This is a genomic window from Ottowia caeni (assembly GCF_050821495.1).
GTDB classification, from domain to species: Bacteria; Pseudomonadota; Gammaproteobacteria; order Burkholderiales; family Burkholderiaceae_C; genus Ottowia; species Ottowia caeni.
The window spans coordinates 2,956,738-2,983,490 of sequence record NZ_CP151080.1 but is presented as its reverse complement, the minus strand read 5'-3'; the positions used below and the strand labels follow the sequence as shown (position 1 = coordinate 2,983,490).

21 protein-coding genes and 6 pseudogenes are annotated in these 26,753 nt (G+C 56.8%); 19 read left to right on the top strand and 8 right to left on the bottom strand.

Features of this window, described 5'->3' with window-relative positions:
* Positions 1-16: 16 nt before the first annotated feature.
* Both AAAK34_RS14125 and AAAK34_RS14120 read left to right on the top strand, forming a co-directional pair.
* Positions 17-568: pseudogene (locus AAAK34_RS14125) on the top strand (acyltransferase family protein); the annotation flags it as partial.
* A 46-nt stretch (positions 569-614) separates the two neighbouring features.
* Positions 615-1,310: a hypothetical protein gene (locus AAAK34_RS14120; protein ID WP_431778045.1), complete on the top strand. Its 696-nt coding sequence runs from the start codon at positions 615-617 to the stop codon at positions 1,308-1,310.
* A gap of 77 nt (positions 1,311-1,387) precedes the next feature.
* On the opposite strand, the gene AAAK34_RS14115 is transcribed toward AAAK34_RS14120, so the two are convergent.
* Both AAAK34_RS14115 and AAAK34_RS14110 read right to left on the bottom strand, forming a co-directional pair.
* On the bottom strand, positions 1,388-1,741 hold the full coding sequence (locus tag AAAK34_RS14115; RefSeq protein ID WP_231695839.1) for an RNA recognition motif domain-containing protein: 354 nt from the start codon (positions 1,739-1,741) through the stop codon (positions 1,388-1,390).
* Positions 1,742-1,867: 126 nt separating this feature from the next.
* A pseudogene (locus AAAK34_RS14110) lies at positions 1,868-2,068 on the bottom strand (hypothetical protein); the annotation flags it as partial.
* Positions 2,069-2,491: 423 nt separating this feature from the next.
* Here AAAK34_RS14110 and AAAK34_RS14105 point away from each other — a divergent pair.
* Positions 2,492-3,187 carry a DUF937 domain-containing protein gene (locus AAAK34_RS14105; protein ID WP_231695840.1) on the top strand — a complete coding sequence of 232 codons (696 nt, stop codon included), beginning with the start codon at positions 2,492-2,494 and terminating at the stop codon, positions 3,185-3,187.
* Positions 3,188-3,288: 101 nt separating this feature from the next.
* Positions 3,289-4,263, top strand: a complete 975-nt coding sequence (locus AAAK34_RS14100) for a patatin-like phospholipase family protein (RefSeq protein WP_231695841.1) — start codon at positions 3,289-3,291, stop codon at positions 4,261-4,263.
* 96 nt (positions 4,264-4,359) lie between these two features.
* Here the strand turns inward: AAAK34_RS14100 and AAAK34_RS14095 are convergent, their stop codons facing one another.
* Complete coding sequence (locus AAAK34_RS14095; RefSeq protein WP_231695842.1) at positions 4,360-5,151, bottom strand: MipA/OmpV family protein; 792 nt, start codon at positions 5,149-5,151, stop codon at positions 4,360-4,362.
* A 313-nt stretch (positions 5,152-5,464) separates the two neighbouring features.
* Here AAAK34_RS14095 and AAAK34_RS14090 point away from each other — a divergent pair, with 313 nt between their 5' ends.
* From AAAK34_RS14090 to AAAK34_RS14075, 4 genes and pseudogenes are all read left to right on the top strand, one after another.
* A complete protein-coding gene (locus AAAK34_RS14090; RefSeq protein WP_231695843.1) occupies positions 5,465-7,774 on the top strand; it encodes a penicillin acylase family protein in 2,310 nt (769 codons plus the stop codon).
* A gap of 110 nt (positions 7,775-7,884) precedes the next feature.
* Entirely contained in the window at positions 7,885-8,130 is a 246-nt protein-coding gene (locus tag AAAK34_RS14085; RefSeq protein ID WP_231695844.1) for a DUF6790 family protein, read from the top strand.
* 442 nt (positions 8,131-8,572) lie between these two features.
* A pseudogene (locus tag AAAK34_RS14080) lies at positions 8,573-8,788 on the top strand (NTP transferase domain-containing protein); the annotation flags it as partial.
* Positions 8,789-8,838: 50 nt separating this feature from the next.
* Positions 8,839-8,968 (top strand): annotated as a pseudogene (locus AAAK34_RS14075) (IS3 family transposase); the annotation flags it as partial.
* Here AAAK34_RS14075 and AAAK34_RS14070 read toward each other — a convergent pair.
* A pseudogene (locus AAAK34_RS14070) lies at positions 8,962-9,330 on the bottom strand (IS110 family transposase); the annotation flags it as partial. The pseudogenes AAAK34_RS14075 and AAAK34_RS14070 sit on opposite strands and share 7 nt — an antisense overlap.
* A 724-nt stretch (positions 9,331-10,054) precedes the next feature.
* Between AAAK34_RS14070 and AAAK34_RS14065 the strand changes: the two are divergent.
* From AAAK34_RS14065 to AAAK34_RS14030, 8 genes and pseudogenes are all read left to right on the top strand, one after another.
* Positions 10,055-10,975, top strand: a complete 921-nt coding sequence (locus tag AAAK34_RS14065) for a LysR substrate-binding domain-containing protein (RefSeq protein ID WP_231695845.1) — start codon at positions 10,055-10,057, stop codon at positions 10,973-10,975.
* A 755-nt stretch (positions 10,976-11,730) separates the two neighbouring features.
* The gene (ltrA, locus tag AAAK34_RS14060; protein ID WP_431777402.1) at positions 11,731-13,062 is read left to right on the top strand and encodes a group II intron reverse transcriptase/maturase; all 1,332 of its coding nucleotides are present in this window, start codon (positions 11,731-11,733) and stop codon (positions 13,060-13,062) included.
* Between the two features lie 726 nt (positions 13,063-13,788).
* A complete protein-coding gene (locus AAAK34_RS14055; RefSeq protein WP_431777401.1) occupies positions 13,789-14,619 on the top strand; it encodes a Bug family tripartite tricarboxylate transporter substrate binding protein in 831 nt (276 codons plus the stop codon).
* An 85-nt stretch (positions 14,620-14,704) separates the two neighbouring features.
* A complete protein-coding gene (locus tag AAAK34_RS14050; protein WP_431777400.1) occupies positions 14,705-16,417 on the top strand; it encodes a thiamine pyrophosphate-binding protein in 1,713 nt (570 codons plus the stop codon).
* On the top strand, positions 16,414-17,856 hold the full coding sequence (locus AAAK34_RS14045) for an NAD-dependent succinate-semialdehyde dehydrogenase (RefSeq protein WP_231695850.1): 1,443 nt from the start codon (positions 16,414-16,416) through the stop codon (positions 17,854-17,856). The genes AAAK34_RS14050 and AAAK34_RS14045 overlap by 4 nt, the downstream gene beginning before the upstream one ends.
* 84 nt (positions 17,857-17,940) lie before the next feature.
* Positions 17,941-19,185: an FAD-dependent oxidoreductase gene (locus AAAK34_RS14040; RefSeq protein WP_231695851.1), complete on the top strand. Its 1,245-nt coding sequence runs from the start codon at positions 17,941-17,943 to the stop codon at positions 19,183-19,185.
* Positions 19,186-19,249: 64 nt separating this feature from the next.
* The gene (locus tag AAAK34_RS14035; RefSeq protein WP_231695978.1) at positions 19,250-20,470 is read left to right on the top strand and encodes a metal-dependent hydrolase family protein; all 1,221 of its coding nucleotides are present in this window, start codon (positions 19,250-19,252) and stop codon (positions 20,468-20,470) included.
* A gap of 347 nt (positions 20,471-20,817) precedes the next feature.
* Positions 20,818-21,335, top strand: a pseudogene (locus AAAK34_RS14030) (DDE-type integrase/transposase/recombinase); the annotation flags it as partial.
* A 395-nt stretch (positions 21,336-21,730) separates the two neighbouring features.
* On the opposite strand, the gene AAAK34_RS14025 reads toward AAAK34_RS14030, so the two are convergent.
* Together AAAK34_RS14025 and AAAK34_RS14020 are read right to left on the bottom strand one after the other, a co-directional pair.
* The gene (locus AAAK34_RS14025; RefSeq protein ID WP_231695852.1) at positions 21,731-22,129 is read right to left on the bottom strand and encodes a carboxymuconolactone decarboxylase family protein; all 399 of its coding nucleotides are present in this window, start codon (positions 22,127-22,129) and stop codon (positions 21,731-21,733) included.
* A 345-nt stretch (positions 22,130-22,474) separates the two neighbouring features.
* Positions 22,475-23,950, bottom strand: coding sequence for a Fic family protein (locus AAAK34_RS14020; RefSeq protein WP_231695853.1), 1,476 nt, complete (start codon positions 23,948-23,950; stop codon positions 22,475-22,477).
* 933 nt (positions 23,951-24,883) lie between these two features.
* Between AAAK34_RS14020 and AAAK34_RS14015 the strand changes: the two genes are divergently transcribed.
* A complete protein-coding gene (locus AAAK34_RS14015) occupies positions 24,884-25,162 on the top strand; it encodes a type II toxin-antitoxin system Phd/YefM family antitoxin (RefSeq protein WP_231695854.1) in 279 nt (92 codons plus the stop codon).
* The gene (locus AAAK34_RS14010) at positions 25,159-25,584 is read left to right on the top strand and encodes a PIN domain-containing protein (protein WP_231695855.1); all 426 of its coding nucleotides are present in this window, start codon (positions 25,159-25,161) and stop codon (positions 25,582-25,584) included. Before AAAK34_RS14015 ends, AAAK34_RS14010 begins: the two co-directional genes overlap by 4 nt.
* 74 nt (positions 25,585-25,658) lie before the next feature.
* Here AAAK34_RS14010 and AAAK34_RS14005 read toward each other — a convergent pair whose 3' ends face one another.
* Positions 25,659-25,880, bottom strand: a complete 222-nt coding sequence (locus AAAK34_RS14005; protein ID WP_431777399.1) for a hypothetical protein — start codon at positions 25,878-25,880, stop codon at positions 25,659-25,661.
* Between AAAK34_RS14005 and AAAK34_RS14000 the strand changes: the two genes are divergently transcribed.
* Positions 25,879-26,211, top strand: coding sequence for a hypothetical protein (locus tag AAAK34_RS14000; RefSeq protein ID WP_431777398.1), 333 nt, complete (start codon positions 25,879-25,881; stop codon positions 26,209-26,211). The two genes, AAAK34_RS14005 and AAAK34_RS14000, sit on opposite strands and share 2 nt — an antisense overlap.
* A gap of 58 nt (positions 26,212-26,269) precedes the next feature.
* Here the strand turns inward: AAAK34_RS14000 and AAAK34_RS13995 are convergent, their stop codons facing one another.
* Positions 26,270-26,680, bottom strand: a complete 411-nt coding sequence (locus AAAK34_RS13995) for a carboxymuconolactone decarboxylase family protein (protein WP_231695857.1) — start codon at positions 26,678-26,680, stop codon at positions 26,270-26,272.
* Between the last annotated feature and the right edge of the window lie 73 nt (positions 26,681-26,753).

Genomic DNA, 26,753 nt, shown 5'->3' with positions numbered 1-26,753 from the left:
GTATTGTGTCAAGCCTATGACAGGGCAGGCCGGGCACAATGCGCCAGCATCACGGTTTAAGGCGACGCTGAATGAGTCTCCGCGATGCTTCGCGCCCTGGATCGGGATGGGGTGCAAGGCGAAAACCGCAGCGATGCCGGGCGGTATCGGGAGGATTTTCAACGCGGCAGACCGCCCAAGTCCGGGGATGCGCCGCATGCGAGGATTTATTCAGCGTTGCCTTAACCCTAACGCCAGGAATCAGATGAATCGATCAGCAGTCATTGACACTATCAAGGCGTTGGCTTCACAAGTCATCGTGCTGCACCACCTTTCGCTTTACACGCCGATGACCGACTGGATCGCAATGGCCTGGCCGCGGCTCGTGGAATTCATAGAAGAAGATGGGCGCTTGGCGGTGCAACCGTTCCTGGTCATTGGCGGCTTCCTGGCGGCGCAATCGGTCAGCAAGCAACGAGGCGAGGCGATCGCACCGCTGATCTGGAAGCGTTATCTCAGATTGGCGCCCCAACTGGGCGTGGCATTGATTCTGGTCGTACTTGCCACGCTATGGCTTGGCAGCGAATTGTCCAATGAAGACTGGCTCTCTCCGCTGCCCAGCATAGGGGTGTTTCTTGCGCATCTTTTTTCTGCAAGATGTGCTGGGCATTCCATCCATGTCCGCTGGCGCATGGTATGTAGCCATAGACATGCAGTTGTTTGGGCTGTTCGTAATGCTCGCTCACGTTGCTCACAAGTTCGAACGTCCGTTGTCCGAGTCTTTCGCGCCTGCCATTGTGGCGATAGCCACTATGGCATCCATACACGTCTTCAGTCGCGAGCCCGCGCTGGATGTGTGGGCCATTTACTACCTGTCCGCCTACGGGCTGGGGGCATTGGTGGCGTGGTCACGCGACAGCTCACGTGCTCGTAGGTGGCTGGTGGTTACTGTGGTGCTTCTGTTGCTTGACTGGTTCTCCGACCCGAGGGCGCGGCCTGCGCTGGCGCTGATCACCTCGTTCAGCTTGCATGCTCTGTCTCACATCAAGTGGCACCACACCGTCAGTTTCATTCGCAAGGGCATTCAATACCTCAGCGATGTCTCCTACAGCATGTTTGTCAGCCATTTTGCCGTGATCATTATCGTCAGCGGCCTCTGGGAAAAGTTTGACCTTGAGGGCATGGCCGTCGCGTGGCTGTTCGTGGCGCTTGCCTGGCTCGCTGCTCTGGCGGTGGGTGTCGGTGTGCAATGGGTGTGCGACACGTCCAGACGCCAAGTGGTGGCGCGTTGGCTGAATCGGCGCGCGGGCGACCGTGTTGGTTCGACCTAGGAGTCGGGTGAGGGTGCGCCTTCATGGGCCAAAAAAACCGGCTCAGGAGAGCCGGTTTTTTTGGGGGGTTGCCAGGTTTAGTAGCGACCGCCGCCGTAGCCGCCATTGCCATAGCCAACGTCTGAACGACTTTCTGAGCTTTTGTAGCCAGCGGGGCTGTAGCCACCCGAACCCCTGCCTTCTTCGCGAGGGCGGGCCAGGTTAACAACAATAGAGCGGCCATCGACGGACATGCCGTTGAGAGCGGAGATGGCGGCTTGGGCGACTTCGGCAGAAGCCATTTCCACAAACCCGAAACCTTTGGAACGGCCTGTTTCGCGATCCATCATGACCTTGGCGGAAGAAACGTTGCCAAACTCGGCAAAATTGCTTTCCAGGCTGGAATCAGTGACGGAGTAGGGCAGGTTGCCCACATAAATCTTGCTGCTCATGGTAGAGCCTTTCTGAAAAATAGCGTGCAACGAATAGCACACCGTTGGGGTAATTGGGCGCGGCTCGGGTTTCCGAAGCGCCAGAGTAGGGTTAGTAGGATCTGAGCTAATCAGATCATTAGCAAACGGGGGGTGAGACATGCTCGTTTGCAGCCAACCTTGGGTGACTGCAAAGACTTTGGCAGCGTTGCGCGAAGCAAAGACCTTGTCAAAGCGGACTACTCGGCAGTAACTGCCGTTGCCCTGGGATCGATGGACTGAAAATGAGGCGCGGAAGCGGCCACAGTCTGTCTGGTGTGTCGCGGGCGAAACGACGTACTTGCCCATGGAAATAGCGAACTTTGGAATCTAGTGCATTCAGGAACGCAGACTTGAATCAGGCTGCGTGAGCATCAGGGACTTGGTTGGCTGCAGCTCTACAGACCAACTGAGCGAAATGAATCGCCAATTACAACCACCATGACGTTTTTTATCGCATCAGATGGATGTTGGGGTGACTGCGAAAACCGCATTTCACTACCGCAACCGCGTTAATTATATATCAAATTGCAATTTAGCTGTGAATTTATATTTTCCCTGGTTTTAAAGACGTGCACGTTTTGCAGTTTTGCCCTGCAGGTCGCCTCAGATTGAGACTCTGTGGTTCTGGGGTCGTGCCCGATGCCGGGGTGTTCGATTTTTGACAACCTGTCGCCCACAAGGGCGTACCATGCACTCATTTCCTCTACACCAGTCTAGTAGGCTACCGCCATGAACAACTCACTCCTTGATGAACTGCTGAGTCAGCTCCAAGACGGGCCCACAAGCCAGATTGCCCAGCAATTGGGCACTGATCAAGACACGACCGCCAATGCAATCGCGGCTGCGGTGCCGATGCTGGTGGGCGCGCTGGGCAACAATGCCGAGCAGCCTGGCGGTGCGAATGCACTGCTCAATGCGTTGCAACGTGACCATGCTGGCGCCGGGTCGATGGACCTGGGTGGCATGCTCGGGGGGTTGCTGGGCGGCGGGCAATCTGCCAGCGCGGGCGGGTTGGGTGGCTTGGGCGGAATAGGCGACTTGCTGGGCGGCCTGTTGGGAGGCTCAGCACCCGCCAGCAAGCAGTTGGACGCCGGCGGGATCCTGGGGCACATTTTCGGGGACGCTCAACCACGCGCAGAAAGCGGCCTGGGCCAAGCCACCGGTATGAGCAGTGGGCAGGCTGGCAACCTTCTTAAAATCCTGGCACCCATCGTGATGGCTGCGCTGGCGAAGCAGGTGGCAGCACGCAACATGGACGCCGACAGCCTGGGCAATGTGCTGGGCCAAGAGCGCGCGCAAGTACAAAACCAGGGCGGCCTGGGTGGCGGGCTATTGAATGCCGTGCTGGATCAGAATGGCGACGGCAAACTGGACATTGGCGATCTGCTGAAGATCGGCGGTAACCTGCTGGGCGGGCGTCGCTGAACGCTGATCCCTACCAATGAATGCAAGCTTTGTGAGCCGGACTAATCATCGCGGTACTGCATTTCTTGCCTTCTTGAAATCGTTACGCATTCTGATTTCTCATGCATGCTAATGAAGTTCACCGCCCCCGAATCGGGCTGGCTCTGGGTAGCGGATCGGCGCGGGGCTGGTCGCACATTGGCGTGATCCGCGCGCTGGAGCAGGCGGGCTACGCCCCTGACGTTGTGTGCGGCACCTCGATTGGTGCACTGGTCGGCGCGGTCTACTCCGCAGGACACCTGGATTGGCTCGACGACTGGGTCCGTAAGCTCAGCTGGCAAGGGGTGGTTTCTTTGCTGGATATCAGCATGGGTGGCGGCTTAATCGAGGGTTCGAGGCTTACAGCGTTTTTCCGGAAGCACTTTAAAGATGAAGGCATTGAGGGCTTGGCTCGTCCATTTGCCTGCGTGGCGACCGAGCTGAACTCTGGCCGCGAAGTGTGGCTGCGCGAGGGGTCTGTGATTGACGCGGTACGTGCCTCTATCGCGCTGCCGGGTCTGTTCACACCGGCTCAACTGAACGACCGGCTGCTGGTAGATGGCGGCCTGGTGAACCCGGTGCCAGTCTCGCTATGCCGAGCCCTGGGGGCTGAGGTCGTGATCGCCGTGGATCTGAACTGGGATCTGATCGGACGCCGCGCACGTGCCGAGGTTCACACTGAAAGTGGCCCACCCTCATCGGATGAAACGCCGCCTTTCCTCTCTGCACCCTGGGCTGCGTTGCTTCAGCGTTTCAAACCCCAGCCTCGCGCGGCCCGAGGAGATGCCCTGCAATCACCTTCCATGCTGGATGTGCTGGGCACCAGCCTTAACATCATGCAGGTTCGTATCACGCAGAGCCGGTTGGCCGGTGAGCCTGCAGATGTGTTAATCCGCCCGCGCCTGTCAGACATCGCGGCCATGGACTTCCATCGTGGTGCGCTGGCCATGGCACAAGGTGAGGCCGCCACAAAATTTGCTCTCAGTCAGATTGCCGATGCATTGGGGGAAAGCCTCGAATTACCAGCGGCGACAGACGCGATCACTGTGCAGCGATGAACTTTCCGCTTGATGCGATACAGGACACCCTGGCTGGTGTCAGTATCGCAAAAAGCCAGGTCGTTTCGGTCAGGTGGTGGTGGAGCCAACAGGTTCTCAAAAGCTGTACGCCAATGCAACTACTGCTGAGGCGCCGCCTTTCTTGCGAACGATCGGGCTGCGCTTGGCATCGCCAAGAAGCTCAGAGTAGCTCACGGACCCCACCAGGCTCCATTGTGGAGTGATGCTGTAGATAAGCGATGCGCTAAGCCGGAGGTCTGTGAAACCTCCGCCTGGAGCAAACTGGGCGTAGCCGCTGCGCGATGCCTGGTCGGAGGTGATCCCAAAGTACTCTTGCGTGTAGTTTGAGTTAGTCCAGGAGGTGGCCAGCGAGCTTCCGAAACGAAGGCTGGGGCTGATGCTGGTGCTCCATCCAGCGCCCAGGTCTACGATGAGGCCCTTGCGGTCGTTGCCGCTTCCATAGCGCAGCGAAGAGCTCAGCATGATGCTGGGCGCCGGACTGAAGTTGAAGAACGCGCCCAGCTCGGGGCGAGGGTCAATGTCGCCCAATCCTCGGAGAGCGTCGCTGCGATTTTCCTTGCGACCGAAGTCTGCTGTAACACGAACGCCATAAGCCAGGTCAGGCCGGGTCGATGCGTTGTAGCCGATGCCGTTCATGACTCCTGCGAAGAACCCGTTGCTCCACTGGTATTCGACGTTCGGGAGCACTCGCACTCGCGATTCATCGGAGCCCTGATACTGACGCCCCACCAGCACTGCTGCACCAACGGCTCCGCCCTCGGAAACGTTTGGAGGCGTTACTCGACGATAGAAGTCAGATTGCGCATGTGCGAGGCCGCACATGCTTGCAAGTGTGGCTGTCGCTAAAAAGGCAGAGATGCGTTTCATGGTGGGTGCCTGGAGTTTTTGCGGGTAGATCAGGTGGGTGGGGTTCGGGCGTCATCATGGGTTTTGAACACCTTCCCCAGGGTTTAGGCTGTCAGCAATCAAGATATTATTTGCAAAGAACTATGGTTGGCATTGCCAAGGGCTACGTAGGGCTACTTTAATTTTGGGTACTTCGGCGTTCGACTTGCCATAATCGTTGGCGCTTGAGGTGCTGCTGTTCAGGCATTGTGAAGAACATGTCGCAGCGCCGTGTGCATGTTCCGCCCGACACCTGGCCTCGCCTTGCTCGACAAGACCTTCAGGAGACAGATCCATGAGACACATCACGTGCGTGCTGACTGCGCTGACGGCTATCACGCTGGCTGGTTGCGCAGGCAACACTGGCCTCCTGGCCGAGCGCGGCGTCACCATAGAGCGCACTGCCTACGGTATTCCCCATATCACTGCGCCGGATGCGCACTCGTTGGCCTACGGTGTTGCCTACGCTCACGCTCAGGACAACCTATGCCTGGTTGCCGACCAGTTGGTGACCGTGCGTGGGCAGCGCAGCAGCACCTTTGGGGGGAAAGCCACAGGGCTTCTGGGTAGGCGCTACCTCCCCAACGAGCAGATCGATCTGTTCATGGCAGCCCATATGGATGACGCCGCACTAGAGCGTGCCTGGGGCCAGGCCAGCGCTGAATCCCATGCGTTGGCGCGCGGCTATGTGGCCGGCTATAACCGTTATCTGGCTGACCATGCTAGCCGCCTGCCCGAGGCCTGCAAGGGTAAGTCATGGGTGAAGCCCATGACCTTGAATGAATACCGGCGTATGGCCGAGATCACTGCAGTTCAGGCGGGAATTGCTGCGCTGGCCGATGGCATGTTGGGCGCGCAGCCACCCCAGCCTGGCGCCAAGACCTCGCGATCAAGCGCCGAAACCGTCGATCTGGCAGAGGCCGCCCAGGCAATGCGCGCTATCGGTCTGCTCGACTCGCCTCTGGGCTCCAACGCCTGGGCGTTTGGCAAGGACGAGACTGCCAATGGTAGCGGCATGCTGCTGGGTAACCCACACTTTCCTTGGAGCGGCTCTAACCGCTTCTATCAACTCCACCTCACTATTCCTGGGCAGATGGATGTGATGGGCGCAGGCCTTGGCACATATCCAGTCGTCTCCATCGGGTTCAACAAGGACGTCGCTTGGTCGCACACTGTTTCGACTGGCAAGCGCTTCACGCTATACGAACTTCAGCTTGCGGAAGGCGATCCCACCACCTACTTGGTGGACGGCAAGCCAGAGAAGATGAGGGCGCGTACGGTCGGAGGCCGCACCTTATGGTCCACGCGATGGGGACCAATGGTCGTCATCCCTCGCGCGGGCCTGACCTGGAACGCCAAGACCGCCTACGCACTGCGCGATGCGAACATCGGTAACGCCCGCATGATGGACGCCGCCTTGGCTTTTGCGCGCGCTGGTTCGGTGGAGGACCTTCACAAAGCACACGCAGGCCTGGGCCTTCCATGGGTCAATACTCTGGCTGCTGATCGCAGCGGCAAGGTGATGTATACCGACGTGAGCGTGGTGCCCAACGTCGATGCCGCTCAACTGGAACGTTGCTCCCCCAGCAAACCTGCCGCGGCACTACGAGCTGCAGCAGGACTGATCGTGCTCAATGGCGCTCGTGCCGACTGCACTTGGCAACTTGACCATCGTTCGCCAGTGCAAGGGCTGATCCCCATCGAGCGCATGCCGGTGGCGCTGCGCAGCGACTGGGTCCACAACAGTAACGATAGTTTCTTCTACACGCATCCTGAGCAAAAGTTTGAGGGGATCTCGCCGCTGGTGGGCGATGCCAGCCTGACGCGCCCCCGAACTCGCGCTGGACTGACTGAAATCCCGGAAATGCTGAGTCGTGGCAAGGTCACATTGCAGGCCATGCAGGAGCAACTGTTCCAGAACCGAAACTTCATGGCTTCGGTGATCTTGCCAGACTTGCTGGCCGCGTGCGCCCAAGCACCCAGCAGCGAGGCTCGTGAGGGTTGTGCGGCCTTGCAGGGCTGGAACATGCGCAACGAGCTTGACGCACGTGGCGCTCATGTTTTCCGCGAGTTCTGGCGCAACGCGCGCAACATTCCAGGGGTGTACCGAGTGCCTTTTGATGCGAAGCAACCCGTTGCGACGCCTGCGGGCCTCAAAATGTCCGATGCGGCAGTTGCTGCCAAGGTATGGGGTGCCATGGAAACAGCGGTCAAGACAATCAAGGCTGCAGGATTTGCCTTGAATGCCCCGCTGGGCAGCGTGCAGCGCCCAGCCATCACTGAAGCTCCTATTGCTTTGCATGGGGGCGAAGAGTTTGAGGGTGTGCTTAACAACTTGGGCCGTCAGGAGCCGGCGCCCATCAATGCCCAGGGCCTGCGTATCGACTACGGCACCAGCTATGTTCAGACGGTGACTTTCGATCCCCGTGGCCCCGTGGCGCATGCCATCTTGACCTATGGCCAATCGACAAACCCTGCCTCGCCTCATGCGACGGACCAGATGGAGCTGTTCTCGCGCAAACAGTGGCATGTGCTTCCATTCCACCGTGAAGATGTGCTCAGGGCACGCGTCGGTGAGCCGCTGAGACTTAGCGTCAATCCATGAGGCGGGTCTGTGTACACGGTGCGGTCAGCCAGTTGGACCCGGGCATTCAACACTGGAAGTGAGCACTCGGTCCAAACCGTTGGGTAAGACTCGGGTGTTGACGCACCGCCTTGAGCCTCATTTGCTTCCTGTGTTTCTTCATCCGCAGCAACTTCTGGCTTGCCGCCATCATCGCGCAGTGCACCTTCCTGCTCGGTTGCATGGCCGGACATGTCATGAGCCTGCGCACCCAGGGTAATGTGGCCGAGTACAACATCGGCTTCCAAATAATTGTTGGCGACCTTATATTTCCGCTGATCGTGATTGGTCTCTATCTCGCCTACAGAAGGCTTCATAGATCAATCAGTGGCCAATGAAGCGACGTACTCAAGATCGGCTTGCAATTCACAGAAACCGGTGTGTTCACCAACCAGCAGGAGAGAAGACGTGTTTCGTTCCAAGAATCCAATCTTGCAGGCGCGGACAGGACAATTCTGCACCTGCTCCGACAACGCCTCCCTACGCCAATTTCGGGGGCTTGGTCATCGGGTCTACTTTTAATGTGAAACCGTACTACCAGAACTTTCCTCCGTTATTCTCAAAGTGAACGTGGCGGTTCAAGGACACCTTGCACCTGAGTGCGTATGTGCAGCCGTAGGTTGGTGCTGAGCGCAGCGAAGCCCAACAAACAGCGCCACCCATCTCACACGCCCCATGTTGGGCTTCGCTGCGCTCAGCGCCAACCTACGGGAGTCAAGGCGGATTGTTCCAACGCGCACGGCTTAGTTAACTACCCGGCTAAGGGATACGGAATCCGAGGGCAAGGTCACTTCGTTGCGCGCTGACCTAGCTGCGCTGCCGCTCCAAGCGAGCGCGGTCATGGTGGGCCTGGCAGATCAGCCCTTGCTCGAAGAGAAAGACCTTACGGTGATATTGGACGCGTGGAAGAGTAGGGCGCCCGGTGTCCAGCTGATGGTGCCGTGTCTTCGGGAGCAACCAGGCCACCCGCTCATCTTCCCCCCGGCGTCAGAATAGTTGTCGCCTCCATAGAGTCAAGAACCCGGGGGCGGCGATGAAGGACGACAGTGGCTCGATACGGACAATCATTCAAGGACAAGGCGGTGGCCAGGCTGCTGCCGCCGGAGAGCGCGGCGGTAGAGGTGGTGGCGCGGGAGGTTGGTGTTGGAGTAGCAACCCTGGAGCGCTGGCAAGCCTTGCTGATGCAGCGCCTTGGGGCTCACAAAGCTCATGTGCGGCCGGGAGGCGGCCTCGCAGACGGCTGCCGCATCGTTGGCGTCGTTCTTGCCCGTGCGACCTTGCAGGCGGTACGGGGCCACGAACTGCGGCGCAATCATGCGCGCATCCAGACCCAGTTCTGCCAGTTTGCGGCACCAGTGGTGCGCGCCGCTGCACGCCTCCATGGCCACCAGGCAGCCTGCCGGCAGCTGGGCACACCAGGAAAGAAAGTTATCGCGCCGCAACGCCCGGTTGGTGATCACTTTGCCAAGCGCATCCACTGCGTGAACCTGGATCAGGTTTTTGGCCAAATCAACGCCAACTCGTGTAATCTTGCTCATGGGACTTCTCCTTCCAAAAGGGTTCAGATTGACTTTCCAAAACGCTAATCTTGGCACTTTGATGCCGTGCCCGGAAGTGAGAAGCCCCTTCGTATTCAGTTGGGGCGGACCAATCAGCTTGGTGATGCCCTATGAGTTGGAGCAAATGCGCGCCGCGTGGCCCAGGCATCTGGCCCGCGGCACTTTGGTGCGTTTTTCGATGGGGTTGGAATCAGTCACCGACTTGCAGTCTGATTTATCGCAGGCGTTGATTACGGCACTCCCCACGTGAGGGGTTTTATTGACCTATGCGGCCTACACGTCAAATGAAGGAGTTCCGCTAGGTGCGCGAACAGACGCGAGGGGTGGTGGAGGGCCAATGTCCCGGGAAGCCTCGGCAACCCCACACGAGACTCCGACTCGTCCGGAGGCGACGCGATGTATGCTTTTCAGCCGATAGCGCCCGCGATCGACCGCAAAACTCTCCCAGTAGCACCATCGACCCGAACGTTCGGTATTCACAATGTATTTTTCCGAGGTTCCGCAAAGGTGACCAAGCGACAATTCGAAGTGCTCGTACCCTTCGGCTGCTATACCGAACTGCGGTGAAACTCAATTCGCGCTCCAAGAGGACTCCCACAAAAAGGCACCATGTGACGTGGAATTGCGCAGCTGCCTTGTCGATTCCCGCACCCGTCATTCATTTCCACTCAGCGAGTGAGCGCGCATGTTAAATGATCTCGCCATGAACATCCGGCAATTACGGGCGTTCTGCCACGTGATGGAGACTGGCTCGATGTCTGAGTCGGCTCGTAAACTAGCTGTTTCCCAACCAGCTATCTCGAAATCTATTCGCTTGCTAGAGGAAGCACTCGAGCTCCGCCTCTTCAAGAGATCGGGAGATAGGCTTTATCCCAGTATGGAAGCTCAGCGGCTATACCCCAGCGCTAAGCGAATTTTTGATGAAATTCAATCTACTGGGGACTTGGCAAAGAGGCTTCGGTCATCGGAGATGGGCACCGTTAAGGTCGCCGCCACGTATGCGATTGCAGCCTCTCTGTTGACTGAAGCGATACAAAGTTTTCATCAGGTTCGACCGCTCGTAGATCTTCAAATGATGGCGCTTACGCCTGCCGAAGTGATTGAGCGTGTGGCAGCGCGCCAATTGGATGTGGGGTTCATCCATGAACCGACACAGAATTACGAAATCGAGCAGATTCCCTTGTGTGAGATCGACATCATCTGCGCTTTGCCAAAAAATCACTGGTTGACGGAAAAGGAAGCGATAGGCCCAGAGGACCTAATCAACGAGAAAATAATCTCATATTCCGACGGCGCGTACGTTGGAAAAATTTTGCGCCAGCGATCTCAGGAGTTGGGAGTTCCTTGGAAAGTTTCTATCGCCATCAATCAGACATCGGTTGCCCTTTCTATGGCATCTGCCGGTATTGGTGTGGCTGTTGTAGATTCAGTGGCATTGGGTAAATTTAATTTGGATGAAGTCAATGTCAAACCGTTTAGGCCCAGAGCTACCATGACCTTGAGTTCCATTTTTCCCTCTAATCGGCCTTATTCACCGCTTTGTGAAAGCTTTGTAGATATTGTCTATCGGCTCATTGCGAAAAATGCGGAAATGTTTGCCGAATACCATAGGGTTCACCGATAGTATTTGCAGGTTCGGGGGGTAAAACGTGGCATCACCGCCGCGACCCTAACCTCCAGAGACAAAAAGGCCTGTTTGGCCTGGGCTGCGCCCACCATTGTGGGCCTAACCAGGCGTGCATTAAGGGCGGTATTGCGCAGGCCGTCGCTTACGTAAGGCGATCCAATACCCAAGTACTCTCCCTCAGACTTCTTGAGGTCCGCGCGCGTTTCCTGGTGCATTCGGCAAGGTGATCGTTGCTGGCCACCGGACTTCGACGTGCGCCATGAAAAGGTGGCGCTTTTGCAGTGGGTGCGAATCCCACCCGGCTAAATTTGCTCCGGCCGGTAGTAATCGGAGCAGTCATGGAGGTAACGAAATGGCTGAAGCCTTCGGTGTAGAGGGTCACTAGGTGACTTGACGAGCATGCAGGCCGCAACGTGAGTGAACGCTGAGCAAGCCTCGAAAAGGGTGATGTACAGGACGACCTGCCGGTCGATGCGGGGAAGTCTGACACTGCTGACGGTTGAGAGCAGAGAGTGCTGTCAGTGGCTGTACCGGGGTATTGGCGGCGGCATGTATGAAAGTGCAAGAGCGCGCGCAACATGGGAAGTCCCAGGCGGTGGAGGTGGGAGTCTCCAACAGAAGGAGCTGGTGACAGCTGGATCTGGCGGCCTGGGATGGCGGATGGGCCTGTAGTACCGAAGAAGCCGGGTAATGCCGGTGGAGGAAAGGGGCCCTGGTTCAAAGGCAATGCAACAAGTGGTGAGGTCAGGAGATTGGGAAACCTATCAACTCCGATAAAAGTACAGAAGCTGCAGAAGGCATTACATGCGAAAGCGAAGGCTGAGCCTGGCTATCGTTTCTATGCGCTGTATGACAAGCTGTATCGCCAAGACGTGATGATGCACGCCTATGCTCGCTGTCGCGCCAACAAAGGCGCGGCGGGCGTAGACGGCCAGACATTCGAGGTGGTAGAGCAATACGGCGTGCTGAAATGGCTGGGGGAGCTGGCGCACACGCTCAAAGAGGAGAGATACGAACCGCAACCGATAAGACGTGTCCATATTCCGAAGGCAGATGGCAAGCTTCGACCATTGGGCATATCCACCCTGCGGGACCGGGTATGCATGATGGCGGCTGTTCTGGTGCTGGAGCCGATATTTGAGGCTGACTTGCCAGAGCAGCAGCACGCGTACCGTGCCAACTGCAGTGCGCATGACGCACTGGCCAAGGTCAAGGTAGGGCTCGACAGCGGGTACTGCGAAGTCGTTGATGCCGACTTATCGGCATACTTTGACACCATACCGCATCGCGAATTGATGCTGTGCGTCGCAAGGCGAGTGGTGGACCGGCGTGTATTGCAGCTGATCCAACGCTGGCTGGACTGCCCGGTGCAAGAAAGCGATCAGCGGGGAAGACAGACCCGCACGACGTCAAGCCGTGACACAGGTCGTGGCATACCGCAAGGTGCGCCCATCAGCCCACTCTTGTCAAACTTGTACATGCGTCGCTTCATCCTGGGATGGCAGCGATGGCAGGCAAGTCGGCAACTGGGGGCGCAGATCGTCAACTATGCGGATGATCTGGTGATTCTGTGCAAGCCTGGTCAGGCGCAACACGCGCTGGCTGCCATGCGCACGCTGATGGACAAGCTCAAGCTGACCGTCAACGAGGAAAAAACACGCACCTGTCATGCAGGGCGGGAGCATTTCGACTTTCTGGGCTACACCTTTGGTCCCTACTACTCTCACAGGACAGGCGGCGCCTACTTTGGGCTGCGCCCGTCCAGAAAGAGTATGAGAAAGCTGGTTGAGAAACTGCGCGATCTCACGGACCCGAGGTTGGTGTGGCTTGATGCCACGACGACGGTAGCGGCGATCAACCGGACACTGCGGGGGTGGGCAAATTACTTTTGCCTGGGTACTACCAGCGGTGCCTACCGGGCGATTGAAGCGTACACCACGTCGCGGCTGCGCCGGTGGTTGCTGAAGAAGCACAAGTCCCGAAGGAATGGTTTACTCGCCTATTCCTACGAGTACCTGTTCGAGACCTTGGGTCTTGAACGCCTGTCGGGGCGACGCAGCAAAACGCCGTGGGCGAATGCATGAAGCCCTTTGTCCGAGAGCCCGGTGCCGGAAATCGGCACGCCGGGTTCGATGAGCGGGATGTGGAAACGCAGCTAGGGTGAGGGTATTGGGGCACCGCCAGACGAAAGGGGCGGACAACAGACAACCCGAGCCTACGGCCAGCGCGCCACATCTCGACTCTACAGTTAGCGCGGCATTTAGATCGTTTTCGCTGGGCCGCGGTGTTACGAATCCGCCCAGCCAATAGCCCAGCTATTGGCAAGAAAAGCAACGCAGTAGATTGCCCGAGGCCGTGCTGCCACAGACCGCAGGGAGTTATGCAGGACATCCTTAAGCCTCTTGTAGTGGCAATTTGAAAACGATTTCCAAGGAAATCAACCGCTTACAACGTTTCGTGTCGAACTCGGGTGGCCAAGCCGACATATCTCACGCAGGCTGCCGGGGTATAACTTTTAGTTTCTTATTTTGAGACAACGAGCTATACCGTCGACAACTGCCGCGTAATCGACTTAAGCTCTCGCTACCCCTCCTCGTCCCTCGATGACGGTTTGCTGAGAGAGGGCCTTGCGGTGATATTTCTATAAATAGGAGTCAAATCATGAAATTGCTGAATTTTGTAAAGCGATTTGTTTGCGTAGGGGTTGCCTTTATTCCGCTTGGTGCGATAGCTCAGACAGATTACCCTAATCGACCTATTCGTCTCATAGTTGGTTATCCCTCGGGGGGAATACGGATATTATTGCGAGGGTGTTTGCAGAGGAAATGACCAAGCGCTTGAATCAACCTGTAATTGTTGATAATCGTCCAGGCGCAAGTGGTCAGATTGCGGCAACGAGCGTTGCGCGGTCCGCACCCGACGGATATACGATTTTGCTAGGGGCTTCTCCCGAACTGGCTATATCAAAAAGTCTCGGACGGCAGCTGGACTACGATATACAGAAAGATCTGCAGCCGATTACATTGGCATCCCTCATATCGTTTGCGGTAGTGGTCAATCCTGACGTGCAGGCCAAATCATTAAAAGATTTCATTGAATTGGCCAAAGCAAAGCCTGCGTCGATGAATTTCGCGTCCTTCGGTTTGGGCTCTTCCAACCATCTCTTCGGTGAATATTTCAACAATACTCTTGGTGTAAATATTCAACACGTCCCCTTCAAGGGGAGTAGTGCGGCGTTACCAGAGCTTGTTGGAGGTCGGGTTCAGCTCATGTTCGAGAACGTCGGTGTCGTTCTGCCACTCGCTCAGTCCGGCAAGTTGAAAGTGTTGGCGGTAACGTCTCCCGAAAGGTCCCCTCTCGCGCCGGATGTGCCTACGGTGGCCGAACTCGGGTTTCCCAAGCTGAATGGCGGCACCTGGACAGGGTTTGTCGCTCCCAAAGGTACTCCACCGAAGGTCATCGAGAAGCTCAATGAAGTCATTCGCTCCGCTGCGAAGGCAGAGACTGTGCAATCCCAGTTGGCCAAGAAAGGTATCACTTCGACCACCAATTCGCCAGACGAATTTGGGAAATTCATGCTTGAGGAGATGAATCGCTGGAAGGATGTCGCAGCAAAGGCCAACGTCAAGCTGGACAACTGAAGAGAGCTGCAGCAAGTATCTGAAGGCGGTCGTTGATCTGAGTGCTCGACATCGCCTTTTGTCAAAATCATTCAGAGGGATTGAAATGAGTGCTCCTAATACTTACACCGTTGGCGAGCTGGTTGCAGATTGCTTGTACTTCAACGGCGTAAGAACCGTGTTCGGGATGATCTCGGTCCACAACCTGCCGATCATGGATGGCATTGCGAAGCGCCGGGAGTTGCGCATGGTCATGACTCGCGGGGAAACGGGCGCTGCGCACATGGCTGACGGTTGCGCACGTGTCGGCAAGAGATTGGGTGCAGTGGTCACTAGCACCGGTCCAGGGGCGTCAAACGCCGTTCCAGGTTTGGTCGAAGCGCGGTTTGCGAACACTCCTTTGCTGCACATTACAGGTCAAACGCTGACCCAGTACGTGGACCGGAATCAGGGCACTGTTCATGACATACCTGATCAACTTGGGATGTTGAGGTCAGTGTCGAAAGCGGCGTTCCGCATTCGCTCAGTCCAGGAAGCGTTGCCTATATTGAAGCAGGCGATCCTTCTGGCAAATACTGCACCTTGCGGACCGGTCAGCGTAGAGATTCCCATTGATATTCAGCGTTCTCAGGCACACCGGCGCTATGCAGAACATGAGTTCCGGGCACCTCAACCTCAGTTACAACAACCAGTCGACACGGATCTGGATCGGTTGGCAGAACTCGTTCTCAATGCAAAGCGTCCCATGTTGCGCATTGGCAGGGGCGCACTAGGAGCCACTGCTGAAGTGTCAGAGCTCTTGGAAATGGGATTTGGGCTCACCACCAGCTGGGGCGGCAGAGGTGTAGTTTCGGAAGAGCATCCTCAGAATTTGGGATCACTCAACGGTGTGGGCATCCCCATTGTGGAGGCCCTCTACGAAGAGGTCGATCTCATGCTTGTGGTGGGCTCGGGCATCCGCAGTGCAGAAACACTGGATATGAAAGTGAAACTGCCCGCGCGACTAGTGCAGATCGATATCGAACCTCAGGCAGACGGTCGTACCTATCCCACACAGCATTTCATATGCGGAGAGGCAGCCGCAGCACTTTCTGGGTTGATCCATCGCATTAAGGGTCGGATGAACGTCGACCAGTCGTTCGTTCAAAAATTCAAGCAAGTCAAAATCGAGGCGCGCGCCGAGTTCGCCAAAAGCCTGGGGCCCTATGAGACATTCTCAGCCCAACTTCGCGAGGCGATGCCCAAAGATGTCATCTTTGCGCGCGACATCACGCTCAGTAACAGTACCTGGGGCTATCGCCTTTTTCCTATGCATTCTCCAAGGGAGAACGTCTATCCGGCAAGTTCCGGCCTGGGGCAAGGAGTCCAGTTGGCGATCGGATCCGCGCTTGAAGCCGGAAGCAAGGTGGTCACTCTCACTGGTGATGGCGGCTTCTTCTTCAACCTGGCAGAGCTGTGGACTGCCGTTCAGGAGAAGCTGGAGATTGTCTTCATCGTGATGAACGACAGCGGGTATGGGGTGATCAAGCACATGCAAACTGCCATGTTTGAAGGACGTCATCAGTTTGTCGACTTGGCTGGACCCGACCTAATGGGTTTGGCCAAGCTGGCAGGAATGCCGGGCTGGCGCGTGACCGAGGCCGACAAGTTTGGAGCGACCGTAGCGCAGGCTATGCAAGTCAAGGGCCCGTCAATCGTGGAGGTCGACATGCACGCGGTTGGCGCTTTTCCTCCTTACTATCCCCACTCTGAGATGATAGCGAAGTCTCAGCATTCGTCCGCTACGCGGGTTCAATCCGGCGAAGAGGCACGTTCATGAGTAATTACCCGGCTCTGCACATGATCGTGGATGGGCGAGCCATCGACTCATCAACGGCAGGGGAACAGGCGGTTTTCAATCCTGCGACTGAAGAGCGGCTGGGCACACTGGCGTGGGCGACAACCGAACATCTAGATGACGCCTTGGCTTCCTCTGCCAGGGCTTACCAAACTTGGAAATTGGTCTCCGCTCAAGATCGCGGCGCGTTGCTCCACAAAGTTGCCGACCTTCTTATCGAGCGCATTCCGCAAATCGCCCCCGTTCTTTGTCTGGAACAGGGCAAGAGCATTAGGGAAGCTGCCGCTGAGCTTCAATATGCGGCGGACATATTTTCCTACTGCGCGGAGGAAGGAAAACGCACCTATGGGAGGATCATTCCGTCCAGAACCGAGGGGCACCGGCAGATGGTGTTCAAACGCCCGATCGGCCCTTCCTTGGGGCTTTCGCCGTGGAATTTTCCTGGCTTGGTTCCTGCTAGGAAGATTGCCATGGCTTTGGCTGCCGGTTGCACGTGCATCCTCAAGGCATCTGAAGAAACACCGGCAACTGCAATGATGATTGTTCAGGTGTGTCATGACGCCGGCATTCCAGCGGGCGTGGTTAACCTCGTGTTTGGTGATCCGCCAACTGTATCTAGCCACTTGATGGATTCGGATGTCATTCGAAAGATCTCTTTCACCGGATCGATCCCTGTTGGTAAGCACTTGGCTAAATTGGCATCCAATCGCTTGCAGCGCTGTACTTTGGAGCTCGGGGGACATGCGCCGGTGATCGTACTGGATGATGCTGATCCGATTTACGCCGCCCGAGTGGCCGCCAGCGCCAAGTTTCTCAGGAACGCAGGACAGGTTTGTGTGGCACCAACGCGTTTTTTTGTACAGGAGGGTGTCTACAAGGCCTTCTCCAATGCCTTAGCGGAAATTGCGTTGTCGATCAAGGTCGGAAATGGCCTGGATGCCGACACGGAAATGGGCCCGCTGGCGAATGAGCGACGCGTGGATGCGATGCAGCGGCTGGTGGAAGACGCACGTGCCAAGGGCGCCAAGGTACTGGCTGGTGGACATAGAGTGGGGCAAAAAGGTTATTTTTGGGCGCCTACTGTGCTCAGTGATGTCGATAGCAGTGCCGTGATGATGAACGAGGAGCCCTTCGGGCCATTGGCCCCAATCGTGCCATTTTCGCGAATCGAAGAGGTGCTCGTAGAGGCGAACCGTCTCCCACAGGGATTGGCTGCCTATGCGTTCACGGATTCGATGACTCGTGCATCGGAGATCGCCGAAGGCATTGAAGCGGGGGTGGTGACTTTCAATCACGTGACTGCTGCATTGCCGGAAACTCCGTTCGGCGGCGTCAAAGAGAGCGGCGATGGGCGAGAAGGGGGGCCAGAGGGGCTAGACGCCTTTATGGTCACCCGGTATGTGAGCGAAGCGCGCCGGTAAGGGGTGCTGCGCATATGTATATATCCCGATAGCTCGTAACCATTATGCTCTTCGCTATTGTTGAACTCCCCAAGCCTTCGCACCATGAGACCTGCTAGCAACTCAGTCGCCGTGATTGGCGCAGGCATTGTAGGGCTGTGCGTAGCGCATGCTTTGCGAGAGGCTGAATATGATGTGACCGTCATCGATCCTGAACCCCCAGGCTCCCAATGCTCATCTGGTAACGCAGGGGCCCTTTCTGGCGGGTCGGTGGCTCCACTGGCCATGCCGGGAATCTGGAGTCAGGCTTTCTCGATGTTGTTGGACAGTTCCAGTCCACTTCACATACCGGTCAATTACTGGCTGCCGGCACTGCCTTGGCTCCGTCGATTCACTGCGTCTGCGAAGCCGGAACGAGTGGCTCAGATTGCACAAGCACTGAAGTTTCTCCATACCGACGCAGTGGCACTCCACCGTAAGATGGCAGCCCAAGTGGGCTGTCCGGAACTCGTTCGGGACACAGGGCAGCTTCATGTGTACCCCGATGACGCCTCCTTGGCGCAGGATGCCGGATCTTGGGAGCTTAAGCGCGCGCACGGACAAGTTTCAGAGCTTGTGAATGAGCAGGCGATTCGCGCTTTGGAGCCGGCCTTAAGCGGCAGGTACAAAACAGGGATGTTTCTGCCAGAAGACACTTGGGTCGCTGGACCATTACGGTATGCCCAATCGATAGCCTCGAGTCTGCAGCGTATGGGGGTGACCTTCGTCACCCGCAAGATTTCTGATCTGGCGAGGGATGGAGCTCAATGGACATTCAGGAGCGGGGATTGGAGCGGGTGCAGTGAACACGTGGTTCTTAGTGCCGGAATTGGATCCAGAGAGCTGCTCAGGACGTTGAACCGGGATGTTCCGCTTGAGAGTCAACGAGGCTACCACGTGCAATTGCCGAATCCGGGCATAGAGCTTTCGCGTGTCGTGGTGCTAGCAGATAAGAAAGTCTTTTTGAATCCATTGGAAGGTTCTCTGCGCGTGGCGGGTACCGTGGAGTTCGGCCGAGCAGGAACCGCGATGAACGAGCGAAGAGCCTTGCTACTCAAGGACCATGCTGAGCAAGGCTTGAACGGACTCAATACCCAAGGACTGGAGCTTTGGATGGGTGAACGCCCCTGCCTTCCGGATTCGCTTCCTGTTCTGGGGCCCGTGCCGGATGCGCCGGGTCTTTGGTGTGCATTCGGTCACGGCCATCTAGGACTCACAGGGTCAGTCAATACCGGGAAACTTCTCGCAAGGGCCATTGGGGGCCGCGGTGATGCTGGGGAGTTGACAGCGTTTTCGTTGGACAGATTTTGAAGGCGGCCGCGGAGCGATCCATTCGGCTTTCATGTGTTAGTTGTCGATGATGGGGTAAACCTTGATGCGAACTATTTTTTCTCATTCCACTCTCATCGATGCGCTCAATCCAGGCAGCCGACCCGGAACTTCCGTGGTGGTAGAGGGTAAGCGCATCACGCAGATTATTCCGGATGCTGTGTTTGAGTCTCAGCCCGGAGATCAGGTGATTGATTTAAACGGCGCCTATCTTCTTCCGGGGCTGTGGGATGTTCACGTTCACCCAGACTACCATTCCCTGACTGACATGCCGCTTCCCGAGCAGGTTGCCCTATTTGGACACCGCTTACAAACGGCTCTGTTGGAATCGGGAATCGTCGGGTTTCGCTGTGCAGGCGCGCACAACTACATCGACGTCGCATGGAAGAGGAGTTTTGATGCAGGCCATTTCATCGGCCCGCGGCTATTTGCAAGTGGCTATTTTTTAACCACTACGGGTGGACATTTTTTGACATCCGGGCACGCCCGTGAATGCGATGGTCCGTATGGGTTTGTAAAGGCCATTCGGGAAGGTATCAAAGCCGGGGTGGATCACATCAAGCTCAATCTTTCTGGTGGGATATTGGGCCCAAGCTGGGACCTTCATACGGATTCGTTTCTGCTAGATGAAGAACTTAAGGCGGCCTTTGATATCTGCAGGTTGCGCAAATTTAAAGTCATGGCGCATGCGACACACCCGGACGCAGTGAAGGCTGCGATACGCATGGGCGCGCATAGTATTGAACACGGGTATATATTGGACGACGAGTGTATAGACCTGCTTCTGGAACACAACGTGTGGTTAGTACCCACGCTTGCAATCAGCCACCTGACACCCAAGCAAGCCAGTAATCAATGGGAGAGTAGGTGGACCAAGCAACGAGCCATGAGCGACGCCCTCTGCTGCCGAGCGGATGCGGCCAGCGACACACACGGGGAATGGTTTACGAAGGCCTTGAAAGCTGGTGTCAAGATGGCGCTGGGGTCTGATATTCGTCCGCTCAAAGATGCGGCTCTCCTTGAGATGGGCTTGTGGGCTCGGCATGGCGCTTCCAGTTGGCATACCTTGCAAGCTGCCACCAAAAATGGCGCAGCCATCTGTGGCGTAGGACACGAGACAGGCACCGTCGAAGTAGGGAAGGTCGCGGACCTGATCGTGGTAGGTCAGGATCCATTGCAAAACATCAATAATCTGCGTGAATTGCAATTGGTGATCAGAGACGGTGTGGTGGTCGCGGACAAACGACGACCACTGCACGAGCGATGAAGCATTGATCCTGTCTCGAAGTTTCTGGGACAGGCGGCTTACACTTTCCGAGTGGTTAGCCGGCTCGGCCTGCTGGAGGAAGTCCATGATCTGCTCGTCGGAGAAGCAGCTCCAATCCAAGCCCGTTCCTCCTTGAACAACGGACTATAAACAGTTAGAACTGGCCGCCCCCTGTGGGTGGCATTGGTGAAGCCGCTTTTTTGGTGGCGAAATATCCCCACACAGCGTTTGCATCAAGTCTGACTAGTTTCAGAGAGTGATCTCAGGCAAAATGATTTCCCGAAGGGGGCGCGCGGATTTCTTCAATCTGCGTGTCGGCGATTTTTGACAGGAATGGGCCTACACCGCCAACAATCCACATCGCCACGCCCCCGGCCAGGTCTGGTGCTGGGACATGAGTTACCTGCCGGCCAATGTGATGGGCCGATGGTTCCACCTGTACCTGATCCTGGACATCTACAGCCGCAAGATCGTGGGTGCCGAGGTGCATGACAGCGACGACTCCGGCCATGCCGTGCACCTGGTACGCCGCACGGCGCTGGCCGAGGGCATTGCCACCATGGCCACCAAGCCGGTGCTCCACGGCGACAACGGCTCGACCCTGAACGTGCACTGGTACAACGTCGATCACCGCCACAGCGGCATTCGCTACGTCAGCCCGGCCCAACGCCACGCAGGCAACGATCGCGAGATCCTCGCGGCCCGGCATGACGTCTACCTACAGGCCCGCGAACGTCACCCGGCCCGATGGTCGGGGCGCACACGCAACTGGACACCTATCGGGGCCGTAACGCTCAACCCGGAACGCGATTCGGTGGTCACCATGGCATCCCAGCTCACAGATATTCAGCCGTTGGCTGCATGACCAAGGCGACAACTACCTTGATACGCGCTGGGCGCACGGGGGCGCCCAGAATGTCTTCCTTGACCTGGCGCCCGATGTTCCGCACACCAATCCGCTACAGATCAAGAATGAGGCGTCTGAGGTGGTTTACGCCGGAAATTATTCTCTTGAGCTTAACGCTTCTGGACTCGATTCTTTCGAGATCACAAGAGGCTTTCTAGACTTCGGACTCACGGCCATAGCGCCTGCTCCGACAACGCCCCCGTACGCCAATTCGGGGGGCTTGGTCATCGGGTCTACTTTTAATGTGAAGCCGTACTACCAGTACTTTCCTCCGATATTTTCAAAGTGAACGTGGCGGCTCAATGCCAGTATCCGTAGGCTGATTTCACGCCGTCAATGGAGTCGAGTCAAATTTATTTCGGCAGGAATGCCTCGTCAATGGGAACGCCATAACCAACGGCCAGCCGGTTGGTCTCGTTGGCTAGGCCAATCACGGCCATCAATTCACCGAATTGTTCCTCACTCATGCCTTTGGCCCGTGCGCTTGCCGAATGGGATGCAATGCAGTAACTGCAATTGTTGGTGATGCTTACTGCCACGTAAATCAGTTCCTTGGTCAGGGGGTCAAGGGCGCCGTTGCCCATGACCTGCTTGATGTTGTTCCAGAGGCGTTGCAGGTTGTCAGGGTGATGAGCCAGAACTTTCCAGAAATTGTTTACCCAGTCGGTCTTGCGGGTGGCCATGATGTCGTCGTAGACGGCGCGCACGGTGGATGAGGCTTGTTCGTATTCAATGGGGTCAAGATTTGCCATGATTTGTATGTCTCGGTAGATCGGTCGATGAGAGGTTGAGATTTTGACGAAGGTTGCCATCTGCGCCCTCGGAATCAGGTGCACCGCCTGGGTTTCTCAGCCCATGCTCCCCGGGTTGCCCTGCTGATTTCGCCGTTAATCGCGATGGCGATGTTGTGATTCACAAGGTCGGTGCGCGGCCCAGCCGTAAGCCTGATCGCTTCGAGGCTGCCCGGGGGCAAGGCCGACGTGAGGTGGCGCACCGACGAACTGATAGCCCTGCTGCGCGGCGAGGCCTGATTGGATGCGGTGAACCATCACTCAAATCGACGGGCTGGCCAGGCCATAGCAATGTCTTGGCGTGCTTCAAGGAAAGAGCAGCTTGTACTGGATGCGGGACTTTTCGAATGCATGGCAGGCTTTCATTTGAGCCAGCACGCGGTCCAGATCGTCGTAGTTGAATGCAGCTGTCCAAGCGTGGATGTGCAGCATGGCTTGTACAAAGGGCGCCGGATCGCCTTGCCGGGTGAGCACACGCAGACAGTCCAGGTACTCTTCCCGAAACAGCGTTGGGATGATGATGCGACTGGCCCCCACCACCGAGAGTTCGGCGTTCATCACGAGTCGCGCCAGTCGACCGTTGCCATCGGTGAAGGGGTGCACCTCTGCGACGAGAAACATGGCCAGCAGTGCGCGGGCTATGCCTGCGGGTACCGTGGGCAGCAGTTTTGAGCCTTCTACGAGGCTGCCTCGCACCAGTCTAGGTGCCACGAACTCGGTGTTGCCGGCGCGGTTGGCTTGCGTCTTGAACTCCCCGGGCCCCACCTCCGGACGCTCCGCCATTTGGTCGCGGTGCCTGTCTCGCAATTGGTGAAGCACGGGCTCGCCAACGCCCAGGGTCTGGTTGGCCCAGCCCTGGTTGACAGCCTGGCGAAACACGCCCAGTACGTCATGCGAGTCTTTGGGGCGCGTGGTGATGGGGAAACCTTGAAGGACAAATCCCCGGGCGTCCTGGACGTCAAATTCGGTGCCTTCGATGAAATTGCTGAAGAACGACTCCAAGAAGGCAAAGTTGACCCGGGCTTGGTCGGTGGTTGCGACAGCCGCGGGTTGCTTCAACGGAGTGGCCCGCAGGTGGGCGGCGAGCTTTTCCAGCAAGGCCAGGCGGTTGGCGTCATAGGGCGGGGCGGCGGCAAGAGCCTTGCCGGCTTTTGTTTGCATGTCGGCTTTTCGAGTGCCCAGAATGGTGCCGATGAGTTCGTCGAGCAGAGCTTGTTCCCGCTGCAGGCCAAGGCCTGGCGCCAAGTCGCGAGCCTGTTCGCGCAGCTGGTTCAGAACGTCTTCTCCGCGTGCTTCGCAAGTCTCGATGAGGCGCCTCTCCACTTCGACCTTACCCACGGACTTCTGAACCTGGCCGCGGGTGATGGACAGGTTCTCCAGCAGCAGGCGCGGCAGCGACGGATAGTAGAACTCGCGCCCCATCATCTGCGTGTCGCCTTGACTGGCTCCCGGCCCATGGATGAGTTGTACGGTCATCCCGGGCAGCGATACACGCTTGGTGTAGGTGTAGGTCAGGTACATCACCCCGTCGCAAGGAACACCGCCATAGAAAGCGCTTTTGGGGCCCACCACGGCCCCGGGGTACAGGGCAGCGAGCAGTCGGATTCGCTCGCGCGCAACGAGGCCTGGCCAGCTCTCTTCTGGCCATGGGGTCAGCACGCCTGCGGCGATGCGGTGTAGCCGGCCGGCTTTGAGTTGGCGCTGTGCCGCACGCACTTCAGCAGGTGCCATCTCGGCGTAGAGCAGCAGGTCGTCTGTCGGTTTTTTTGCAAGGGAGGCCATGGTTAGGGTAGTGGCTGTCGTGATTTATTGAGCCATGATGGATGTGTCGTTTTAATTGATATTTCGCTTGGGGCCAGCCGTGGTTTCGTGTCGGATTTCTTGGAGCAAAAGGACAGATCGACTCGTTGTCGACGTTTATATTGTAGGTTGAATGCAATTTTGTCGTAAATATTCGTTTAATACCTTGTTGATCCAACCCCATCACTTGAGGTGGCTTATGCCGGAAACTATTTCCTTGAACTGAATGCTTCTGGCGCTAATTCATTCGAGATAAAAAGGGGCGTATCGAGGAGCCTGTCGGACTTGGAAATCGCCGACTGCAAATGAGCCGCATCGGTCCATTTTTCACAGTCTTCTTGACCCATAGCGTGGCTATGGGCCTGCGAATGCTGCAAAAATTGTCCTCGCTGGGCCCCATTTTCGCTTTCGGCGCTCCAAGTCGGAAAGTCTCCTAGACTTTGGACTGACGGCTATAGCACCTGCTCCGACAACGCCCCCGTACGCCAATTCGCGGGGCTTGGTCATCTGGTCTACTTTTAATGTGAAACCCTACTGCCAGTACTTTCCTCCGCTATTTTTAAAGTGAACGTGGCGGTTCAAGGACACCTTGCACCTGAGTGTGTGTGTGCTGCCGTAGGTTGGTGCTGAGCGCAGCGAAGCGCAACAGACAGCGCCACCCATCTCACACACCCCATGTTGGGCTTCGCTGCGCTCAGCGCCAACCTACGGGAGTCAAGGCGGAATGCTCCAACGCGCACCGCTTAGTTAACTACTCGACTAAGGGATACGGAATCCGAGGGCAAGGTCAGTCGTGCTTTGGACACATGCTGAGTTCGTCTTGTGCAGATCTGCTGGCTTTGACAGCTTCTTTGACAGCTTCTGCCATAACACATAAAATGTGTACACACTGATCCACAATTAAGGAGTTCAGCCATGGAAGCTACAAAAGTAGGAATTCGCGAATTCCGAGCCGACTTGGCCGAGTACATCGCGGCCAACAATCCTGTCGCGGTGACTCGCCACGGTCAGACGGTTGGCTACTTCATTCCTGTGCACGGTCAAGTTGAAGCGGATTTGGTGGCACTTCAAAAAGCCAGCCAATCGCTCGATGAATTGCTATCTGCGCAAGGCGTCGATGCCGAGGACATCGTGGCTGACTTCAAGAAAGCACGTAAAACGATCGCTACGACCATCAAAGCCAAGACCAGATGAGCAACGCGGCCATCGTTCTGGATGCCAATATTCTGATCCGAGCGGTACTTGGTAGGCGCGTCCGAGAACTGATTCAAGTGCATGCCTCTTCGGTAAAGTTCTTTGCCCCTGACGTGGCGTATGCGGATGCGCGCAAGTACTTACCTGAACTGCTGGAGAAGCGCGGGATAGAAGCCATCTCCGCACTTCGTGTGCTCGACGCGTTGGAGCGAGTCGTTCATTCGGTGGACTTGGAAGTTTATGGCGGGCTGCAGCAGCAAGCATTGCGGCGCATCGAGATACGGGACGCCGACGACTGGCCGGTGTTGGCTTGCGCCATGGTGCTGAATTGCCCGGTTTGGACCGAAGACGCCGACTTCTTTGGAACGGGCATCGCCACGTGGACAACAGATCGCGTTGCCCTTTACTTGAGCAACGCATAGTCCGTCCGCTGACGTCTGGCGGTTGCGTTGTAGTCCAGATCGATGCCGCTGCTTTGCCGGTTTTTCATAGAAGCTCAGTAGAGTCGATTTGGTGCGCGGTCATGCAAATCACTCTGCTGAAAAAGTGGCAGTATCGTAGTCGTGCGGTTGATTGGCTGGCAGTAGTGCAGCACCTCTATGCGCCCGTCGGCATAGTGGACGATGTCCACCTCCGGCACATTCCCGGCGCTGACTCCCGGAAAGCTGAACGTGGGAATGAATATCAATCTGCCCGACGCGCCCAAAATTCCCGGCATGACTGCATTCATCAACGGCAGTCTGGTGCGCACAGGGGAGGGCGCTCAGAATGTCTTTCTGAACCTGGCACCTGATGTGCCGTACACCATTGCGCTTCAGATCAAGAATGCTGCTTCCGAGGTGGTTTATGCCGGAAATTATTTTCTTGAACTGAATACTTCGGGCACAGATACATTCCAAATAAAAAGAGGCTATCTTGACTTTGGACTGACGGCCACAGCGCCTGCTCCTACAACGCCTCCGTACGCCAATTCGGGGGGCTTGGTCATCGGGTCTACTTTCAGTGTGAAGCCGTATTACCGGTACTTTCCTCCATTGTTTTCAAAGTGAAGGGGCGGCTCAATGCCAGTATCAGTAGGCGTGATTTCGCGCTGTCACTTGAGCCGAGTCAATCCTTGGAGTATTTCGGCAGGAATGCCTCGTCAATCGGAACGCCGTAACCAACGGCCAGTCGGTTGGTCTCGTTGGCCAGGCCAATCACGGCCATCAATTCACCGAATTGTTCCTCACTCATGCCTTTGGCCCGCGCACCTGCCGAATGGGATGCGATGCAGTAATTGCAATTGTTGGTGATGCTTACTGCCACGTAAACCAGTTCCTTGGTCAGAGGGTCAAGGGCGCCGTTGCCCATGACCTGCTTGACGTTGCTCCAGATGCGTTGCAGGTTCTCAGGGTGATGAGCCAGGACTTTCCAGAAATTGTTCACCCAGTCGGTCTTGCGGGCAGCCATGATGTCGTCGTAGATGGCGCGCACGGTGGGTGAAGCTTGTTCGTATTCAATGGGGTTCAGATTTGCCATGATCTGTATGTCTCGGTAGATCGGTAGATCGGTCTATAAGAGGTTGAGATTTTGACAAGATTCGGAGCGGCCC

Bases quoted from the DNA above. Each gene is read 5' to 3' on its own strand.
- AAAK34_RS14020 (WP_231695853.1), bottom strand. From the start codon at position 23,950: ATGGCCTCCCTTGCAAAAAAACCGACAGACGACCTGCTGCTCTACGCC.
- AAAK34_RS14000 (WP_431777398.1), top strand. From the start codon at position 25,879: ATGACTGCATTCATCAACGGCAGTCTGGTGCGCACAGGGGAGGGCGCT.
- AAAK34_RS14015 (WP_231695854.1), top strand. From the start codon at position 24,884: ATGGAAGCTACAAAAGTAGGAATTCGCGAATTCCGAGCCGACTTGGCC.
- AAAK34_RS14045 (WP_231695850.1), top strand. From the start codon at position 16,414: ATGAGTAATTACCCGGCTCTGCACATGATCGTGGATGGGCGAGCCATC.
- AAAK34_RS14025 (WP_231695852.1), bottom strand. From the start codon at position 22,129: ATGGCAAATCTTGACCCCATTGAATACGAACAAGCCTCATCCACCGTG.
- AAAK34_RS14065 (WP_231695845.1), top strand. From the start codon at position 10,055: ATGAACATCCGGCAATTACGGGCGTTCTGCCACGTGATGGAGACTGGC.
- AAAK34_RS14105 (WP_231695840.1), top strand. From the start codon at position 2,492: ATGAACAACTCACTCCTTGATGAACTGCTGAGTCAGCTCCAAGACGGG.
- AAAK34_RS14100 (WP_231695841.1), top strand. From the start codon at position 3,289: ATGCATGCTAATGAAGTTCACCGCCCCCGAATCGGGCTGGCTCTGGGT.
- AAAK34_RS14115 (WP_231695839.1), bottom strand. From the start codon at position 1,741: ATGAGCAGCAAGATTTATGTGGGCAACCTGCCCTACTCCGTCACTGAT.
- AAAK34_RS14005 (WP_431777399.1), bottom strand. From the start codon at position 25,880: ATGCCGGGAATTTTGGGCGCGTCGGGCAGATTGATATTCATTCCCACG.
- AAAK34_RS13995 (WP_231695857.1), bottom strand. From the start codon at position 26,680: ATGGCAAATCTGAACCCCATTGAATACGAACAAGCTTCACCCACCGTG.
- AAAK34_RS14035 (WP_231695978.1), top strand. From the start codon at position 19,250: ATGCGAACTATTTTTTCTCATTCCACTCTCATCGATGCGCTCAATCCA.
- AAAK34_RS14050 (WP_431777400.1), top strand. From the start codon at position 14,705: ATGAGTGCTCCTAATACTTACACCGTTGGCGAGCTGGTTGCAGATTGC.
- AAAK34_RS14010 (WP_231695855.1), top strand. From the start codon at position 25,159: ATGAGCAACGCGGCCATCGTTCTGGATGCCAATATTCTGATCCGAGCG.
- AAAK34_RS14090 (WP_231695843.1), top strand. From the start codon at position 5,465: ATGAGACACATCACGTGCGTGCTGACTGCGCTGACGGCTATCACGCTG.
- AAAK34_RS14095 (WP_231695842.1), bottom strand. From the start codon at position 5,151: ATGAAACGCATCTCTGCCTTTTTAGCGACAGCCACACTTGCAAGCATG.
- AAAK34_RS14040 (WP_231695851.1), top strand. From the start codon at position 17,941: ATGAGACCTGCTAGCAACTCAGTCGCCGTGATTGGCGCAGGCATTGTA.